At 73.3% G+C, this 15,835-nt stretch carries 17 protein-coding genes; 3 read left to right on the top strand and 14 right to left on the bottom strand.

Annotated elements, in window-relative coordinates:
• Positions 1–14: 14 nt before the first annotated feature.
• Entirely contained in the window at positions 15–929 is a 915-nt protein-coding gene (gene mmuM / locus OG594_RS32775; protein ID WP_266605961.1) for a homocysteine S-methyltransferase, read from the bottom strand.
• A gap of 15 nt (positions 930–944) precedes the next feature.
• On the bottom strand, positions 945–1,868 hold the full coding sequence (locus OG594_RS32770; RefSeq protein WP_266605959.1) for an LLM class F420-dependent oxidoreductase: 924 nt from the start codon (positions 1,866–1,868) through the stop codon (positions 945–947).
• A 204-nt stretch (positions 1,869–2,072) separates the two neighbouring features.
• On the opposite strand from OG594_RS32770, the gene OG594_RS32765 reads away from it, so the two are divergent.
• Positions 2,073–2,327, top strand: a complete 255-nt coding sequence (locus tag OG594_RS32765) for a hypothetical protein (protein WP_266606709.1) — start codon at positions 2,073–2,075, stop codon at positions 2,325–2,327.
• A gap of 48 nt (positions 2,328–2,375) precedes the next feature.
• Here OG594_RS32765 and OG594_RS32760 read toward each other — a convergent pair whose 3' ends face one another.
• The 4 genes from OG594_RS32760 to OG594_RS32745 form a co-directional block, all read right to left on the bottom strand.
• Positions 2,376–2,861, bottom strand: a complete 486-nt coding sequence (locus OG594_RS32760; RefSeq protein ID WP_266605957.1) for a DUF6099 family protein — start codon at positions 2,859–2,861, stop codon at positions 2,376–2,378.
• 123 nt (positions 2,862–2,984) lie between these two features.
• Positions 2,985–3,398 (bottom strand): nucleotide pyrophosphohydrolase, encoded by a 414-nt coding sequence (locus OG594_RS32755; RefSeq protein ID WP_266605955.1) that lies wholly within the window; start codon positions 3,396–3,398, stop codon positions 2,985–2,987.
• Complete coding sequence (locus OG594_RS32750) at positions 3,395–4,642, bottom strand: ATP-binding protein (protein ID WP_266605953.1); 1,248 nt, start codon at positions 4,640–4,642, stop codon at positions 3,395–3,397. The genes OG594_RS32755 and OG594_RS32750 overlap by 4 nt, the downstream gene beginning before the upstream one ends.
• A gap of 67 nt (positions 4,643–4,709) precedes the next feature.
• Entirely contained in the window at positions 4,710–5,105 is a 396-nt protein-coding gene (locus tag OG594_RS32745) for a cell division protein SepF (protein WP_030012729.1), read from the bottom strand.
• Between the two features lie 155 nt (positions 5,106–5,260).
• Between OG594_RS32745 and OG594_RS32740 the strand changes: the two genes are divergently transcribed.
• Positions 5,261–5,980 carry a DUF2470 domain-containing protein gene (locus OG594_RS32740; protein WP_266605951.1) on the top strand — a complete coding sequence of 240 codons (720 nt, stop codon included), beginning with the start codon at positions 5,261–5,263 and terminating at the stop codon, positions 5,978–5,980.
• Positions 5,981–6,022: 42 nt separating this feature from the next.
• Entirely contained in the window at positions 6,023–6,943 is a 921-nt protein-coding gene (locus tag OG594_RS32735) for an NADP-dependent oxidoreductase (RefSeq protein ID WP_266605949.1), read from the top strand.
• A 190-nt stretch (positions 6,944–7,133) separates the two neighbouring features.
• Here OG594_RS32735 and OG594_RS32730 read toward each other — a convergent pair whose 3' ends face one another.
• The 8 genes from OG594_RS32730 to OG594_RS32695 form a co-directional block, all read right to left on the bottom strand.
• On the bottom strand, positions 7,134–7,433 hold the full coding sequence (locus OG594_RS32730) for a ferredoxin family protein (RefSeq protein WP_266605947.1): 300 nt from the start codon (positions 7,431–7,433) through the stop codon (positions 7,134–7,136).
• Positions 7,434–7,512: 79 nt separating this feature from the next.
• A complete protein-coding gene (locus OG594_RS32725) occupies positions 7,513–9,096 on the bottom strand; it encodes an FAD-binding protein (RefSeq protein ID WP_266605945.1) in 1,584 nt (527 codons plus the stop codon).
• On the bottom strand, positions 9,093–10,424 hold the full coding sequence (locus tag OG594_RS32720; RefSeq protein ID WP_266605943.1) for an LLM class flavin-dependent oxidoreductase: 1,332 nt from the start codon (positions 10,422–10,424) through the stop codon (positions 9,093–9,095). Before OG594_RS32720 ends, OG594_RS32725 begins: the two co-directional genes overlap by 4 nt.
• Before the next feature lie 114 nt (positions 10,425–10,538).
• Positions 10,539–11,387, bottom strand: a complete 849-nt coding sequence (locus OG594_RS32715) for an ABC transporter permease (RefSeq protein WP_266605941.1) — start codon at positions 11,385–11,387, stop codon at positions 10,539–10,541.
• A gap of 521 nt (positions 11,388–11,908) precedes the next feature.
• Positions 11,909–12,730, bottom strand: a complete 822-nt coding sequence (locus OG594_RS32710; RefSeq protein WP_266605939.1) for an ABC transporter ATP-binding protein — start codon at positions 12,728–12,730, stop codon at positions 11,909–11,911.
• A gap of 6 nt (positions 12,731–12,736) precedes the next feature.
• On the bottom strand, positions 12,737–13,777 hold the full coding sequence (locus OG594_RS32705; protein WP_266605937.1) for an ABC transporter substrate-binding protein: 1,041 nt from the start codon (positions 13,775–13,777) through the stop codon (positions 12,737–12,739).
• Between the two features lie 41 nt (positions 13,778–13,818).
• The gene (gene ssuE, locus OG594_RS32700) at positions 13,819–14,439 is read right to left on the bottom strand and encodes an NADPH-dependent FMN reductase (RefSeq protein WP_266605935.1); all 621 of its coding nucleotides are present in this window, start codon (positions 14,437–14,439) and stop codon (positions 13,819–13,821) included.
• A 21-nt stretch (positions 14,440–14,460) separates the two neighbouring features.
• Positions 14,461–15,456: a TauD/TfdA family dioxygenase gene (locus OG594_RS32695; RefSeq protein WP_266605934.1), complete on the bottom strand. Its 996-nt coding sequence runs from the start codon at positions 15,454–15,456 to the stop codon at positions 14,461–14,463.
• Between the last annotated feature and the right edge of the window lie 379 nt (positions 15,457–15,835).

Raw genomic sequence — 15,835 nt, 5'->3', positions numbered from 1 at the left:
TCGGTGCCCCCGGCTCACCTCGGCCGGTCCGGCAGCAGCGTCCCGAGGGCGGCGATCCGGTCCGGGCCGATCCGGCAGCAGCCGCCGATGAGGCGGGCGCCGGTGGTGTACCAGGCCCGTGCGGGCCAGGGGACGGGGGTTTCGGGGGCGTGCCAGGTGCGGGTGGTGGCGTTCCAGACCGAGCCGTCGTTGGGGTAGGCCAGCAGCGGTCCGGCAGTGACGGCGGCCGCGGCTTCGAGGGCGGGCAGGACATCGGCCGGATCACAGCAGTTGACGCCGACCGCGATGACCTCCGGGGCCGCGGCGGCGAGGGCGAAGGCCTCGCGGAGGGGCTGCCCGGCCCGCGTGCGGCCCCCGGCCACCGTGTACGAGAGCCAGGCGGGTGCGCCGGTCTCGGCGAGGACGGTGAGCAGCGCCTCGGCCTCGTCGCTGTCCGGGACGGTCTCGACGGCCAGGACGTCGGGGCCGGCGGCGAGCAGGGCCTCGATGCGGGGGCGGTGGAAGGCGGCGAGTTCGCGCACGCTCAGCCCGTACCGGCCGCGGTACTCGGAGCCGTCCGCGAGCACCGCTCCGTACGGTCCGACGGAGGCGGCCACCCACACCTCGTGGTCGGCGGCTTCGGCGGCCCGGGCGGCCAGGCGCACGCTGCGGTGGAGCAGGGCGGTGGTCTCGGCGCGGTCGTGGCCGTGGGCGGCGAAGGCCTCGTAGCCGACCTGGTAACTGGCGGTGATCAGCACCTCCGCGCCGGCCCGGACGTACGCCGTGTGGGCGGCCGCCACCTGGTCCGGGTGCTCGGCGAGCACCCGGCCCGACCAGAGGTCGCCGGACAGGTCGCAGCCCTGGGCGGCGAGCTGGTTGCTGAGCCCGCCGTCCAGGAGAACGGCCCTGCGGGCCAGGGCTTCGGCGAGCGGGCCGGACGCGCGTGGCATCGGTTCGCCTCCTTCCTAACGGAGCTGGGAGAGCACCCGGGTGGAGATCAGCTCCAGGTGGTCCAGGTCGTCAAGGTCGAGGAGCTGGAGGTAGACGCGGGAGGAACCGACAGCGCCGTAGGCACCGATCTTGTCCACGACTTCGGCCGGGGAGCCGGCCAGGCCGTTGGCCTTCAGCTCGTCGACGTCGCGGCCGATGGCGGCGGCGCGGCGGGCCACCTCGGCGTCGTCCTTGCCCACGCAGACGACGAGGGCGTTGGAGTAGCGCAGGTCGTCGGCCTTGCGGCCGGCCTCCTCGGCGGCCTCCCGGACCCGGGCGAACTGCCGCCCGCTGTCGGCGATCGACGCGAAGGGCATGTTGAACTCGTCCGCGTACCGGGCGGCGAGCCGCGGGGTGCGCTTGGCTCCGTGGCCGCCGATGAGGACGGGGACCTTGGTCTGGGCGGGCTTGGGGAGCGCGGGTGAGTTCTCCACCTGGTAGTGCTTGCCGGCGTAGTCGAAGGAGGCGCCGGCCTCGGTGGCCCACATTCCGGTGACGATGGCCAGCTGCTCCTCCAACCGGGACATCCGGTCCGCCGGAAAGGGGATGCCGTACGCCTTGTGCTCCTGCTCGAACCAGCCGGCGCCGAGGCCCAGTTCGATGCGTCCGCCGGACATCTGGTCGACCTGGGCCACCTGGATGGCGAGGACTCCGGGCAGCCGGAAGGTTCCTGCCGTCATCAGCGTGCCCAAGCGGATCCGCTCGGTCTCCCGGGCCAGGCCCGCGAGGGTGATCCACGCGTCGGTGGGTCCGGGCAGACCGTCGGCGGCGCCCATGCTCAGGTAGTGGTCGGAGCGGAAGAACGCGTCGAAGCCCAGGTCCTCGGTGGCCTTGGCGACGGTCAGGAGCGTGTCGTAGCTCGCACCCTGCTGGGGCTCGGTGAAAATGCGAAGATCCATGCCCCCCATCCTGCACTTCCCGCCTCGGCAGGGTGAATCTTCGTCAACCGGACGGCCCACGCCCGGGCCCGCCAGTGACCGGCCCGTACGGGGATCGTTGGCTCGGACGGAGCCGGACCGCCCCGGCCCGCGCGCCGGCGGCGTCCCGCTGGTGCGTCCACCGCCCCCTTCCGCCCCGGAAGGGCCAGGGCCGAGGAGGCCGCCATGTCCCACGAGGCCGTGCCGGAGACCCGCCGACACACCGGACCGACCGGACGGGCAGCGCAGTCAGCACACGACCGGGCAGGTCAGGAGTCCGAGGCCGCCGATCAGGCCGGCGGCGCGCCGAAGGGTTCCATCCAGCAGATGGAAGACCTGATGGCCGCGCTGAACGCCGACCTGTCGCAGCTCGATGCCGAGCTCCAGGCCTCCACGGACCGCACCCCCGAGGGCGAGCGCCCGTCCCACCGACCGTCCTGACCGTGCGGGTCCCGCCGCGCACGGCGGGACCCCTAGAGGGTGTCACCCTCAGGCCACGCCCGAGGCCGACCCCCGCTCACGGACCGCCATGCGGCGCAGGATCGCCCGTACCCGGTCGCTCGACTCGTCGGCCGCGTCGATCGACTCTATGCACTGCCAGTACAGGGCCTCGTCGTCCGTCCCGCAGGCCACCCCGACCAGGGCTATCCCCACTTCACCCAGCAGCGCCTGGAGTCCGAGCAGCGCCTGCCGGACGTCCGACACCCCGCTCAACTGCGCGGCTCGCGGCGGATATGCGGGCGCGCTGCCCTCTCCGCGCAGGGCCGCCCGATCGAGCACCCCGCAGCCTCTACTTCCCGCTTCCCCCAGTCCCCGTGCCTCCGGTCTCAGTTCGGGCGGCCCGGTGACCGCCAGATAGCTCCCTATGCCCTGCGCGAGCGCCTGGGCCTGCCAGGCCTCGCCCACGATGTCCCACGCGACCCCACTCTGTGCCAGCGCGTGCCGGCCGGCCGCGATGAGCCGTACCGCATCCATATGCCGTCCCCCGTCCGCACGACATCCCGCCGTCCTCACCACTACCCAGAGTGAGGGCAATGAGCCAGTAAAGCCAGGGGTATTCGGAAAATGTGGACACAAACGTGATTGTGGATGAGTCCATCACTCCGAAGAGTGACTATTTGGTGTCGATGTACCCGGCACGGGAAAGCGGAGTTCATTCCTCTCGATCTTCGCGGCGAGCGCATCCAGCACATCCACCCCGAGAACCTCACAGAACTGCAGCAGATACGCGAGCACGTCGGCCACCTCATCGGCCACGCGGTGGGCCGATTCCGGCTTCTCCATGATCTTCGCCGACTGCTCGGGTGTCAGCCACTGGAAGATTTCGACCAGTTCGGACGCCTCCACGCTGAGCGCCACCGCCAGGTTCTTGGGCGTGTGGTACGGCTCCCAACCGCGCGCCGCAGCGAACTGCGCGAGCCGGCGCTGCAGTCGGTCCAGCCGCTCCTCGGGTCGCTGTTCGGACGGCTGGGGCGGCTGGGCCGGCCGGGCCGGCGGCTGCGTCTCGTTCATGCCCCCAGGTCTACCATCGCGACGCCCGCGAGGTCGCGGGCGGCGGCCGCGGCCCCCTCCCCCACCGCCGCCACCAGCCGGATGTGACCGCGACCGCAGGACAAGACGGCGAGGCGCAGCAGTTCGGCGCTCTGGCGCCGGTCGAGGCCCCGGTCGAAGTCGTCGGCCAGCACCGTCAGCGCCTGCCGCGCGGAGAGCAGTTCGGCCGCCGGGTCCACGGCCAGCACTCCCGGCCCGGTCAGCAGGACCAGCGCCAACGCGAGGAAGCGGAGTTCGCCCGCGCCCAGTCGGGCCAGCTCCGTGGCGGGCCGGTCGGGGCCCCGGTCCAGTACCGCCGCGACGGGGCCGCCGCCCGCGGCCCGTACGTCCAGCCCCGCGACGGGCCCCGCGCAGCCGGTGCGGGCCGCCTCCGCCAGCAGCGCGTGGCGGGTGCCGCATTCGCTGCGGGTCCGGCGCAGCACGTCGGCCAGGTTGGCGCAGTCGCCCAGCAGCCGGCCCTCGCCCGGCGGGACGGCGGCGCGCATCAGGTCCGGGCGGGGGTCGCAGGGGAACACCGCGCGCAGGGCCACGACCACTTGTTCGGCGGCGGCCAGGACCTGGCGCTGGCCCGCGGTGGAGCCGGCGACGCGGAGCGGGAGCAGTGCCGTGCCGAGCCGGTCGTCGGGCAGCGGCGCCCTGGTGACGCCGATGGCGCCGCCGGTCAGCCAGGCGGCCTGGACCGAGCTCCGGCCGGGGTCGCGCAGGGCGGTGGCGAGCAGGACCTGCCCGTCCTGCGAGAGCCGTTCGCCGACGATGCGCAGCGCGGGCTCGGCCTGGACGGCGAGGTCGAGCCGGACCGGGCCGACGGGTCCGTCCACGGTGCAGCCGAGGCGGAACCCGCGCCGGCGCTGCGCGTCGGGGACGGCCCGGTCTGGGATGCGGGCGCGCGGATCCGGGAAGACCTCCTCCAGCACGGCGCCGGACGCCAGCCCGGCCAGGGCCTCGTAGGCGGCCAGGGCCTGGGACTTGCCGCTGCCGCTCGGCCCGGCGAAGAGGGTGAGGGGGCCGAGCGGGAAGACCGCCGAGCGGTGCGGCCCGAAGGCGGAGAGCCGCAACTCGGTGACGACGGGCCGGGGCTGGCGCTGCGCGGGCTCGGCGGCGGGCAGCTCGCCGGCCGGTCCGGCCTCGGGGGAATCGGTGCGGGGGTCGGCTAACGCGACGGCGGCGGCGGTGCGCTCGGCCGTCGCGTCCGGGGTGGCGTCCATGCGCGGGACGGTACGGCCCGCCGGACCCCCCGCGGCTCCGGCGAACCGTTCCCTCTCGGGGACCTTCCTACGATCGGGGGACGGCCGCGGCCGCGATCCCCTCGACCTCGGTCCCCACCGGCGCGAGCAGGAAGACGTTCCGGTCCACCCGGTGCATCCCGCTGCCCAGGCCGAAGACCACACCGCTGCTGAAGTCCAGGATCCGCTTGGCCACTTCGCTGTCCGCCCCGGTGAGGTCGAGCAGTACCGGGATCTGCGCGATCAGGTACTCCGCCACCTCCCGCGCGTCCGCGAAGATCTGAACTCTGATCACCACGAAGCGCCGCTGTTCCGCCGCCGACGCCCCGGGCGCCGTCGGAATCGTGCGGTGGTCCACCCGGGAGGGCCATTCGTTGCGACTGCGCAGGGGGACCACCTGCGCGAGCCCCTCCCACTGTTCGTCGGTGACGTCGTACCTGCTCACCGGGCCGCCTCGGCCGTGCGCTTCATGTGCATCCCCCCATCCTCTCGCGTTTCACCCGTTCAGCCCAACAACGACACGAGCATGCCGGGTACTCTCGAAGGGCCAGATAGGTTAGGTTAGGCATACCTAAGTCACTCGGACGAGGAGAGATCCGCATGCGCCTGTTCGGTGCCCCCGCCACCCCGGCCGACCGGCCCACCGATGCCGAGCGCATCCGGTCGATCCTGACCGCCGCGCACTCCATGACCGTGGTGACCGACGGACTGCGCTCCGAGGTCCGCCACCTCGACGGCGGCGACCCGATGGGACGGCTGCACCTGCACCCCGTCGAGCCCGGCGGCGGGTCCGAGTACCGGCCGTCGATCCGGCTGGAGTTCACCGACATCGCCCCCACCCCCGTGCGGGACCGGGTGCGCGCCCGCGTCACCGTGCTGGGCCGCCTCCTCACCCCCTACTCCGACCTGGCCGAAGGCTCCGGAGCCGACTCCACCTGCATGGAATTCGACCGGGCCGTCCTGGAGACCCCGGAAGGCGTCTCGCACGTCGGCCTCGAAGAGCTGGACGCGGCCCGCCCCGACCCGCTGTCCCCGTACGAGGCGGGCATGCTCACGCACCTCCTCGACGACCACCACGACCTGGTCACCCTGCTGCTGCGGCTGGTCCGGCCGCAGCCCACCGCCGCGGTGCTCCGCGCGCTGCCGGTCGCCATGGACCGGTACGGGATCACCCTGCGGCTGGAGGAGCGGCGCGGCCACCGCGACGTGCGGCTGGCCTTCCCCTCGCCCCTCGACGACGTCGAGCAGGCCGGTACGCAGATCCAGGCGCTCTTCAGCGCGGCCCGGCGGAGCTCGCACCGCAACACCCTGCCGGCCTGACGGACCGGAATACCCGGCCGCGGACCCGCGTTGGGGACGATCATGAAGGCCATCGCATACAGCGCATACGGAACTCCCGCCACGCTCCAGCTCGTTGACGTACCGACGCCCAAGGTGGGACCGGGCGAGGTGCTCGTCCGCGTCAAGGCAGCCGGCGTCAATCCGGTGGACTGGAAGCTCGCCGCCGGATACCTCGACCCGATCCTCGAAGTCCGCTACCCGGTCATACCCGGCTGGGACGTGGCCGGAGTCGTCGAAGCGGTCGGCGAGGACACCTTCGACTACGCCGTCGGCGACGAGGTCTACGGCTACGTCCGCAAGGAGTGGGTCGAACTCGGCACGTACGCCGAGCTGGTGTCCGCCCCCGTCCGCACCCTCGCCCGCAAGCCCCGCGAGCTGAGCTTCGAGCAGGCCGCGGGCCTCCCGCTGGCCGGCCTCACCGCCTACCAGTCGCTCACCCGCGCCGGCCTCAAGGCCGGGGAGACCGTGGTCATCCACTCCGCGGCCGGCGGCACCGGATCCTTCGGCGTACAGATCGCGGTCGCGCTCGGCCTGCGGGTCATCGGCACGGCGGGCGCGCACAACCACGACTACCTGCGCTCCCTCGGCGCGGAGCCCGTGCTGTACGGGGAGGGGATGGCGGACCGGATCCGCGAACTCGCGCCCGACGGCGTCGACGCGGGCCTGGACTTCTACGGCGACGGGGTGATCGAGACGCTCCAGTCCCTGGTCAAGGAACGCCACCGGGTGGTCTCCATCGCCGACTACAACGCGGCCGCCAAGGGCGCCCACCAGCTGTGGGTGCGCCCGGACACCGCCGACCTGACCTTCCTGGCGGACTTGGCCGACGCGGGGAAGCTCACGGTCAACGTGGAGCACGCGCTGCCGCTCGCCGAGGCCGCCGGGGCCTGGGAGCTGAGCGCCGCGGGCCGCACCCGCGGCAAGATCGTCCTGACCGTCTGAAGACCTGCCCCACTGACCTGCTGACCTCCTCCGGCGGCACACGGGGTCCCCGTGGTCGGCCGATGAGCCACCTTGCGCCCGGAAACGGGCCCGTCTCCCCGCCTTTCCCGAGATCGTTTTTCGGCGGGACCTCCTGGGCCCCCACGCGTGCGCGCCGCCGGAGCGCTGGGTTCCGGCGGCGCGCACGCGCTCAGGACGTGATCGGCGGCGCGGACCGGCCCAGCGGCGGCCCGATCGCCCGCAGCGATCCGGGCGTCCGCCCTTCGCCCCAGCCGATGTGGCGCCGGTAGCTGCCGAGCAACCCCCGGCTCACCAGCCCCGCTTCGTCCCGTACGGCCGGATCCTCCGGAAGGGGGCGGGTCAGCGGGGCCACGAACAGCGCGTCCACCGGGCAGTTCGCCTCGCACAGGAAGCAGGTCTGGCAGTCCTCCTGCCGTGCCAGCAGCGGAATCCCCTCGGGCCCCCGTTCGAAGACGTCCGTCGGGCACACCTCCACGCACTTGTCGCCGGGGGCGCCTCCAGGCCGAAGGCCTAGGGGGAGATGCAGCGCCCCGCCGACACGAGTTCGGTCACGCCGCCACCCCCGCCCGCGCCGCCGGCCTGGTCCACACCCGGTCCAGTCCGCCGACCAGGATCCGGTGGTGCTGAGCCGGGTCCTGGTCCGGGTGGTCGAGGCGCTTGGCCATCCCCCGGGTCTCGGGCCGGGCGAGGGCGGCCGCGTACATCCACCGCGCGTGCGCCGTCATCGCCGCCGCCTGCCGGGCCCTGACCAGATCGGCCCCCTCGCCGTGCAGGCCCGCGCGCAGGTGCGTCCACGCCGTGTCGAGGGTGCGCAGGGAAGCCGCCAGGACGTCGCCGCGGCGGAGGTAGTTCTTGTCGTAGGGGAGCGCCTCCTGCTGTACGAGCGCCACGGCCTCGCGGTGTTCCGGTCCGGCGGCCGCGCTCCCCGTCGGACGCAGGCCCGCACCGCCGGCGCCGGTGACGGGGCGGCCCGCGGCCCGGTCGGCGCCGAGGGACAGGGCGTGTCCGGCGGCGCCCCGGCCCGCCCAGCTGCCCGAGGAGATGGCCCAGGCGGCGTTGTGGCTGCCGCCTCCGGTGAAGCCCCCGCAGATCTCCTCACGGGTGGCCGCGTCGCCGGCGGCGTACAGCCCGGGGACGCCGGTCGCGCAGTCGTCGCCGGTGATCCGGATGCCGCCGGTGCCGCGCACCGTGCCCTCGGCGAGCAGGGTGACCGCGAACCGGTCGGTGAAGGGGTCGATGCCGAGCCGGTCGAAGGTGAGGAAGAAGTTGGGCTGTGCGAGGCGCATCGCGGCCCGGACTCCTTCGTCGGCGCGGTCGATGCGCGCGTAGACCCGCGCGCCGGTGAGGAGTTCGCGGGCGATCACCGAGCGGCCGCCCTGGCTGGCCGCGCCCTCCAGGACACTGCCGTCCTCCTGGTAGAAGGTGGCGAAGGAGTAGAAGGCGGTCTTGGTGACGGAGGTGCCTTCGGGGGCGATCCCGTAGGCGTTGGAGAACTCCATCCCGGAGAGCTCCGCTCCGGCCTCGGCGGCGAAGAGCGCGCCGTCGCCGGTGTTGGTGTTGGTGCCGAGTGCTCCGCTGAGGAAGGCGCAGCCGCCGGTGGCGAGGACCACGGCGCCGGCCCGGACCCGGTAGGACTCGCGCAGCTGACGGTGGTAGCCGGCGGCGCCCGCGACGGCCCCGTCCGCGTCGGTGAGCAGCTCGGTGACCGGGCTGTGGTCGAGGACGCGGACCCCGGCCCGGCGGATCCGGATGCGCATCCGCCGCATGTACTCGGGGCCCTGCAGCCCGTTGCGGAGCGGCTGCCCGTCCGGGCCGGTGGGGAACGGGTAACGGCCCTGCGTGGCCAGCTCGTTCATCCGGTCGTAGGTCTCGTCGAGGACCCGGGCCATCCAGCGGCGGTCGGCCAGGTACCCGCCGAGGCCCTCCCGGGAGGCCATGGCGGCCTCCCGGGCGGCGGGCTCGGGCGGGACGTACCAGACACCGGTGCCGCCCGCGGCCGTGGCGCCGCTCGTTCCGCAGTAGCCCTTGTCGGCGAGGACGACCCGGGCCCCGGCCCCGGCGGCCTTGAGGGCGGCCCAGGTGGCGGCCGGTCCGCCGCCGACGACGAGGACGTCGGTGGCGTGGTCGGTCATGAACTCTCCCGCGTGTACCGGTTGACGGGGCGGGCCAGGCCGTAGTTCTCGCGGAGGGTGGCACCGGTGTACTCGGTGCGGAAGAGCCCGCGCCGCTGGAGGATCGGCACGACGTGGTCGACGAAGGCGGTCAGACCGGTGGGCAGGACCGGCGCCATGATGTTGAAGCCGTCGGCGGCTCCTTGCGTGAACCACTCCTGGAGCTGGTCGGCGATCTGCTCGGGGGTGCCGGCGAAGACGCGGTGACCACGGCCGGCGCCGAGGCGGGCGATCAGCTCCCGCAGGGTCAGGCCGTCGCGTCGGGCGAGCTCGGCGACGAGGGTGAAACGGCTCTTGTTGCCGTTGACGTCCCGCTCCTCGGGCAGATCGGGGAGCGGACCGTCCAGCGGCAGGCCGGTGAGGTCCACGTTCAGCATCCCGGAGAGCTGGGCGAGGCCGTACTCCGGCACCTGGAGGTCGGTGAGCTGCTGCTCCAGGGCCTTCGCCTCGGCCTCGGTGGATCCGATGACGGGGGCGATGCCGGGCAGGACGAGGAGGTCGGACTCGGCGCGGCCGTACTTGGCGAGGCGGGACTTGAGGTCCTTGTAGAAGGTCTGGCCGTCGGCGAGGGTCTGCTGGGCGGTGAAGACGGCCTCGGCGTACTGGGCCGCGAACTCCTTCCCGTCCTCGGAGGAACCGGCCTGCACGAGCAGCGGGTGGCCCTGGGGGGAGCGCGGGACGTTGAGCGGTCCGGCGACGCCGAAGTGCTCGCCGCGGTGGGCGGCGGGGTGCAGCTTGTCGGTGTCGGCGTAGATGCCGCGCTCCTTGTCGAGGACGATCGCGTCGTCCTCCCAGCTGTCCCAGAGCTTGGTGGCGACGTCCAGGAACTCGCGGGCGCGCTCGTAACGGAGGTGGTGCTCCAGGTGCTCGTCGCGGTTGAAGTTGCGGGCCTCGTCGACGGTGCCGGAGGTGACGATGTTCCAGCCGGCCCGGCCGCCGCTGATGTGGTCGAGGGAGGCGAACTTGCGGGCCAGGTTGTAGGGCTCGTTGAAGGTGGTGGAGACGGTGGCGATGAGCCCGATGTGCTCGGTGACGGCGGCGATGGCGGAGAGCAGGGTGAGCGGCTCGAATCCGCCGAGGGCGTTGTGGCGGGCCTTGCCCCAGAGGGCGACCCCGTCGGCGAAGAAGATGGAGTCGAGCAGTCCGCGTTCGGCGGTGCGGGCCAGGTCCTGGAAGTAGCGCAGGTCGGTGATCAGCTCGGGCCGGCTGTCGGGGTGGCGCCAGGCGGCGTCGTGGTGACCGGCGTTCATCAGGAAGGCGTTGAGGTGGAGGGTGCGGTTCGCGGTCATGGCTGTTCCCTGTGTTCGGTGGCGTTGCGTGCGGTGGCGGCCCGGACGGCGGGGGCGGGGCGGGCTGCGCGGAGCGGGCGGCACGGAGCGGCCGCGCGGGCGTCAGGCGGGGCGTCAGGCGGGGACGCGCCAGGTGCTCAGGCGGCGTTCGATCGTGACCAGGAGCTGGTTGAAGGCCACGCCGACGGCGGAGATGGTGATGATGCCCGCGTACATCTGCGGGATCGCGAAGTTGTACTGCGAGGCGTTGATCAGGTAGCCGAGGCCCGCCTTGGCACCGATCATCTCGGCGGCCACCAGGACGAGGATGGAGACCGCGCCGGCCAGCCGGATGCCGGTGAAGATGGCCGGTACGGAGGACGGCAGGATCACCTTCTGGAAGAGCCTCGGGGTGGACAGGTCCATCGAGCGGGCCAGCCTGACCAGAGTGGGGTCGGCGTTGCCCACCGCGCTGATGGTGTTCAGCAGGACCGGCCAGAGGCAGGCGTACACGACGATCGAGACCTTCGAGGTCTCGCCGATGCCCAGGAGCAGGACGAAGACCGGCAGCAGGGCCAGTGCGGCAGTGTTGCGGAACACCTCCAGCAGTGGGCCGAGCAGCGCGGCGACCGGCCGGTACCAGCCGATGAGCAGGCCGAGCGGGACCGCGATGACGACGGCGATGCCGAAGCCCCCGAAGGAGCGGGCGAGGCTGGCCCGGGTGTGCTGGCCGAGCTGTCCGTTGCCCAGGAGGTCCCACCAGGCCGTGGCGACCTCGCTGACCGGCGGCAGGAAGGTGGCGTCGACCAGGCCGAGGCGGGGGGCGGTCTCCCAGAGGGCGAGCAGGGCGACGAGGGCCGCCGAGCGGAGGGCGGCGGCGCGCAGCAGGCGGCCGAGCGCCCCGGCGGCCTTGCGGACGGCGGACGGCGCCCGGCCGGCGCCCTTCGGCACCGCCACGACATCCGGTCCGGTGACGAAAGCCACCGGGGCGGCGGGCACCGCCGGGACCGCGGAATCCGCTGGAGCGGCGGAAGCTGGGGCCGTAGGGGCTGCGGAAGCCACAGGGGCGGCCGAAGCATCCGGGGCGGCGGGAGGCGCCGGAGCCGCAGGGGCGTCCGGAACCGCGGAACCTGCCAGGGCCGCGGGAGCGTCCGGGGCGGCAGGAGCGGCGGGAGCCGCCAGGGCCGCGGGAGCCAAAGAATCCGCCGGGGTCGCGGGGGCCGCAGGAGCGAAAGAGTCCGCCGGGGCCGCGGGGGCGGCAGGAGCCGCAGGAGCGTCCGGGGCGCCAGGAGCGGCGGAAGCTGCCAGGGCCGCAGGAGCGGAAGAATCCGCCGGGGCCGCCGGGGCCCCCGGGGCCTGGTTGGCGCGGCCTAGTTGGCGTGTCAGCAGCGACGGGACGCCGGGGCGGGGCCTGCGGGGCTTTCGCTCGGCGGGTGCGGGAGCCGCGGGCGCCGGGTCCTCCCCGGCCGGGGCATCGGCTTCTGCGGGCGTGGTGATGTCGGTGGTCATACGGTGGCCTCCTCCTTCTCCAGTTGCTGGGCGCGGGCCACTTCGTCGTGGAGCAGGGTCCAGATCTCGTGGCGGTAGCGGGCGAACTCGGGGCTGGAACGCAGGTCCTCGCCCTGGAAACCGGCACTGCGGGCGCCGAACGTGACCGGGACGATCTGCTTGACCCGGCCGGGGCGGGAGGTCATGACGGCCACCTTCTGGCCGAGGTAGACCGCCTCCTCGATGCCGTGCGTGATGAAGACGACGGTCTTGCCGGTGCGCTGCCAGATGCGCCGCAGCTCGTCCTGGAGGGACTCGCGGGTCTGCGCGTCGAGGGCGGCGAACGGCTCGTCCATCAGCAACACGTCCGGGTCGTACGCCAGCGAGCGGGCGATGGCGACGCGCTGGCGCATGCCGCCGGAGAGTTCGTGCGGGTGCCGGTCCTCGAAGCCGGTGAGGCCGACGAGGTCCAGGAACTCCCGGGCCCTCGCCGCCCGTTCACGGCGCGGGACGCCGGTCGCCTCCAGGCCGAACTCGACGTTGCCGAGCGCCGTCCGCCAGGGCAGCAGCGCGTACTGCTGGAAGACGATGCCCCGGTCCAGGCCCGGCCCGGTGATCGGCTTCCCGTCGAGCAGGATCCGCCCGGACGACGGCCGGGTCAGCCCGCCGAGCAGGTCCAGGAGGGTGGACTTGCCGCAGCCGCTGGGGCCCACGACCACCACGAACTCCCCCGCCTCGATCTCCAGGTCGATGCCGTCGAGCGCGGTGAACTGCTCCTTGTCCTTCTTGCCCTTGGTCGGGAAGGTCTTGGTCACGTGCTCGAACACGATCTTCGCCATGCCGGGTCAGCCCTTCCCGAAGCCGTTGAACTCGTTCGTGTAGAGGTCGGCGGCCTTGAGCTGCCCCTGCTTGATCTCGCCGCGCTCGCCGAGCCAGTCGAGCCAGAGCTGGAACTCCTTGTCCTCGATCCGGCCGCCCGTCTCGGCGACGCCGTACGAGCGCCAGTACTGGAGGGTGGCGGTGTCCTCGTTGCGGCCGCGCTTCTTGACGATCTCGGTCTGCCGGGCGATGACCTCCTCGCGCGGGGTGGTGCGGGCCCACTCGATGGCCTTGGCCACGCCCGTCACGAAGGTCCGTACGGTGTCCGGGTTCTCCTTGATGAAGCGCTCGGTCATGATGTAGGAGCCGGCGCTGAACTTGCCGAGCAGGTCGAAGTCGGTGAACAGCGGCCTGATGCCGCCGCCCGCCACGGCCTTGTCGCGCAGGATCCCGCCCAGCACGCCCACGTCGATCTGCTTCTGGCGCAGCACCTGGTCGGTGTTGACGGGCGGTACGACGAGCGACTCGACCTTCGAGGAGTCGGCCTTGGCGAGGCCGTTGCGGTTCAGGTAGATGTCGAGGACGGCCTGGGAGTGCGCGCCCAGGGTGTTCATGCCGACCTTCTTGCCGAGGAGGTCGCGGGCGGAGCGGATCGGGCTGTCCTCCAGGACGTAGTAGCCGCTGTACGAGTGCTCGTCGACGCCGTAGTAGGAGATGACGGCCTTGATGGGGGCCTTGCTGGAGGCGAGCTTGACGATCGCGCCGTTGAAGGCGCCGCCGAAGTGGGTCTGGCCGGTGGCGGCGGACTGGATGTCCTGCGGGCCGCTGATGGTGTTGCCGACCCACTCCAGCGTGAGGTCGCCCAGGTATCCGAGGTCGGCGGCGAGTTCGGGGAGGGTGACGGCGCCGACCGAGCCCTGGTACTTCAGGGTCTTGACCTGGGCCCCGGCACCGGAACCGCCGCCGCGCGCGGTGGCCGTGCCGCAGCTCACCGCGGCCGCCGAGATGCCGAGCAGGGCGAGGAACTGGCGTCGGGAGGTGGTGGTCGAGGTGAAGGCTGCGGGCATGACGGTTCCTTGTCGGTGCGGGTCGCGTGGTGGTGGCGGTGCTACGGGGCGGTGGTGAGGGCGGCTGCGCTGACGGCGGGGGCGGTGACGGCGGCGGGGGCGGTGAGGGCGGCGGTGACGGCGAGGGCGGCGGGCGTGGAGCGAAGTGCCGCGGCGAACTCGTCGACGGCCTGGTAGAGGTCCAGTTCGGCCTCGGGCCGCAGCCGGTCGGGGCCCGAGCCGCGCTCGATGGAGGAGTCCAGGACGAACCGGCCGGCGGTGATGTGCCGGGCACCGAGGGCGGCGAGCACGGGGCGCAGGGCGTAGTCGATGGTCAGGACGTGGGCGAGGCTCCCGCCGGTGGCCAGTGGCAGGACAGTCTTGCCGTCGAGGCCGTCCTGCGGGAGCAGGTCGAGGAAGGCCTTGAGCAGTCCGGTGTACGAGGCCTTGTAGACGGGGGTCGCGATGACCAGGCCGTCGGCCTCGGCAACGGCTTCGAGCGCGCGGCGGATCTCGGGCTCGCCGCGGCGGGCGGCGAGGAGGTCGGCGGCGGGGAGCTCGCGCACGGACAGGTGCGCGGTCTCGAAGCCGGAGTGGGACAGGCGGCGCAGTACGTGGTCGGCGACGACGGCGGTGCGGGAGTGGGCGGAGGGGCTGCCGGTGATGGCGAGCAAGTTGGGCACGGCGGGCGCTCCTTGGTGTCGTCAGGCGGAGGTGGAGACGGAGGTGGAGGCGGAGGCAGAGGCAGAGGCGGCGGACGTCGACGTGGAGGCGCCGGAGGCGATGCCGAAGGAGGGGTCCGGGACGGTCTCCGGGCTGATCAGGCGGGAGGGCTCGCCGTCGGGGCCGACCGGGACGTCGCCGTCGACGGTGACGCGGCGCAGGGTGCGCTCGTGGTCGTCGGAGTCGTCCACGCCGTAGTGCTGGGTGGCGCGGTTGTCCCAGATCGCGACGTCGCCGGCCCGCCACTGCCAGCGGACGGTGTTCTCGGGGCTCTCGATGTGCGCCTGGAAGAGGTCCTGGAGGACGCGCGAGTCGCGGCCGGTGAGGCCGTTGATCCGCTGGACGAAGTTGCCGAGGAGCAGGGTGCGTTCGCCCGTCTCGGGGTGGACGCGGACCACCGGGTGCTCGGTGAGGAACGTGGTGGAGGTGAACACCTCGCGGTACTGGGCCAGGGCCTCGGGCAGGGCGTCGGGCTTGAGGGCGGCGTAGTCGTACTCGTTGGTGTGGACGGCGCGCAGGCTGTCGGCGAGGGCCCGAAGCGGCTCGGGGAGGTTGCTGTAGGCGGTGGCCGTGTTGGCCCAGAGGGTGTTGCCGCCGTACGGGGGGATGGTGACGGCGCGGAGGATGGAGAAGGCGGGGTAGGCGGGGACGAAGGTGACGTCGGTGTGCCACTGGTTGGCGCGGGCGCCGTGGTGGGAGTCGATGCCGAGGGCGTAACGGCCGTCCGCGGAGGGGACGGTGGGGTGCGCGACGGGCGCGCCGAGCAGCTGGGCGAAGGCCTCGTGACCGGCCTCGTCGAGGTGGTCCTGGCCGCGGAAGAAGACGACCTTGTGGGCGAGGAGGGCGGCCCTGATCTCGGCGACGGTGGCGTCGGGCAGGTCGCCTGCGAGCCGTACGCCGCCGATCTCGGCACCGATGCGGCCGCCGATCTTGGTGACGGTGGCGGTGGCAGTGGCAGTGGAGGTGGCAGTGGCCATGAGGACTCCCTGGTGTGGGCCGCGGGGATTATTTCCGCAGCGGAAGAAATAGCGTTACGGGGGCGCCGGGCGCTGCACTGCGCCGAGCGGTACGGGTATAGATGCGTACGGGTGCGTATGGGTACGTACGGGTACGGGTGCGCGGTGCGGGAACCGGCCGCCCGGGGCCGCGGAGGCCCCCCGGGCGGCTTCGGCCCCGCCCGGAACCACGAAGGGCGACCGTGCGCCCGCCCGGTCGGGTGTCCCGGGGCACCACCCCTGGGGGTGCCCCGGGACGGGAACGGGATCGGGAACGGGATCGGGCCGGAACGGAACGGGCGGCGCGGCTCGGGAGGACCCGAGAGGCGGCCCTGCGGGGCACCGGCGGGACGGCACCGGG

It is taken from the genome of Streptomyces sp. NBC_01214 (assembly GCF_026340975.1).
Lineage (GTDB): Bacteria > Actinomycetota > Actinomycetes > Streptomycetales > Streptomycetaceae > Streptomyces.
The sequence above is the reverse complement of the archived record's forward strand: the minus strand, read 5'-3'. Positions and strand labels throughout refer to the sequence as shown.

What these genes read in the sequence shown, in the direction of transcription:
- mmuM (WP_266605961.1), bottom strand. Translation starts at nt 929, where the DNA reads ATGCCACGCGCGTCCGGCCCGCTCGCCGAAGCCCTGGCCCGCAGGGCC.
- OG594_RS32770 (WP_266605959.1), bottom strand. Translation starts at nt 1,868, where the DNA reads ATGGATCTTCGCATTTTCACCGAGCCCCAGCAGGGTGCGAGCTACGAC.
- OG594_RS32765 (WP_266606709.1), top strand. Translation starts at nt 2,073, where the DNA reads ATGTCCCACGAGGCCGTGCCGGAGACCCGCCGACACACCGGACCGACC.
- OG594_RS32760 (WP_266605957.1), bottom strand. Translation starts at nt 2,861, where the DNA reads ATGGATGCGGTACGGCTCATCGCGGCCGGCCGGCACGCGCTGGCACAG.
- OG594_RS32755 (WP_266605955.1), bottom strand. Translation starts at nt 3,398, where the DNA reads ATGAACGAGACGCAGCCGCCGGCCCGGCCGGCCCAGCCGCCCCAGCCG.
- OG594_RS32750 (WP_266605953.1), bottom strand. Translation starts at nt 4,642, where the DNA reads ATGGACGCCACCCCGGACGCGACGGCCGAGCGCACCGCCGCCGCCGTC.
- OG594_RS32740 (WP_266605951.1), top strand. Translation starts at nt 5,261, where the DNA reads ATGCGCCTGTTCGGTGCCCCCGCCACCCCGGCCGACCGGCCCACCGAT.
- OG594_RS32735 (WP_266605949.1), top strand. Translation starts at nt 6,023, where the DNA reads ATGAAGGCCATCGCATACAGCGCATACGGAACTCCCGCCACGCTCCAG.
- OG594_RS32725 (WP_266605945.1), bottom strand. Translation starts at nt 9,096, where the DNA reads ATGACCGACCACGCCACCGACGTCCTCGTCGTCGGCGGCGGACCGGCC.
- OG594_RS32720 (WP_266605943.1), bottom strand. Translation starts at nt 10,424, where the DNA reads ATGACCGCGAACCGCACCCTCCACCTCAACGCCTTCCTGATGAACGCC.
- OG594_RS32710 (WP_266605939.1), bottom strand. Translation starts at nt 12,730, where the DNA reads ATGGCGAAGATCGTGTTCGAGCACGTGACCAAGACCTTCCCGACCAAG.
- OG594_RS32705 (WP_266605937.1), bottom strand. Translation starts at nt 13,777, where the DNA reads ATGCCCGCAGCCTTCACCTCGACCACCACCTCCCGACGCCAGTTCCTC.
- OG594_RS32695 (WP_266605934.1), bottom strand. Translation starts at nt 15,456, where the DNA reads ATGGCCACTGCCACCTCCACTGCCACTGCCACCGCCACCGTCACCAAG.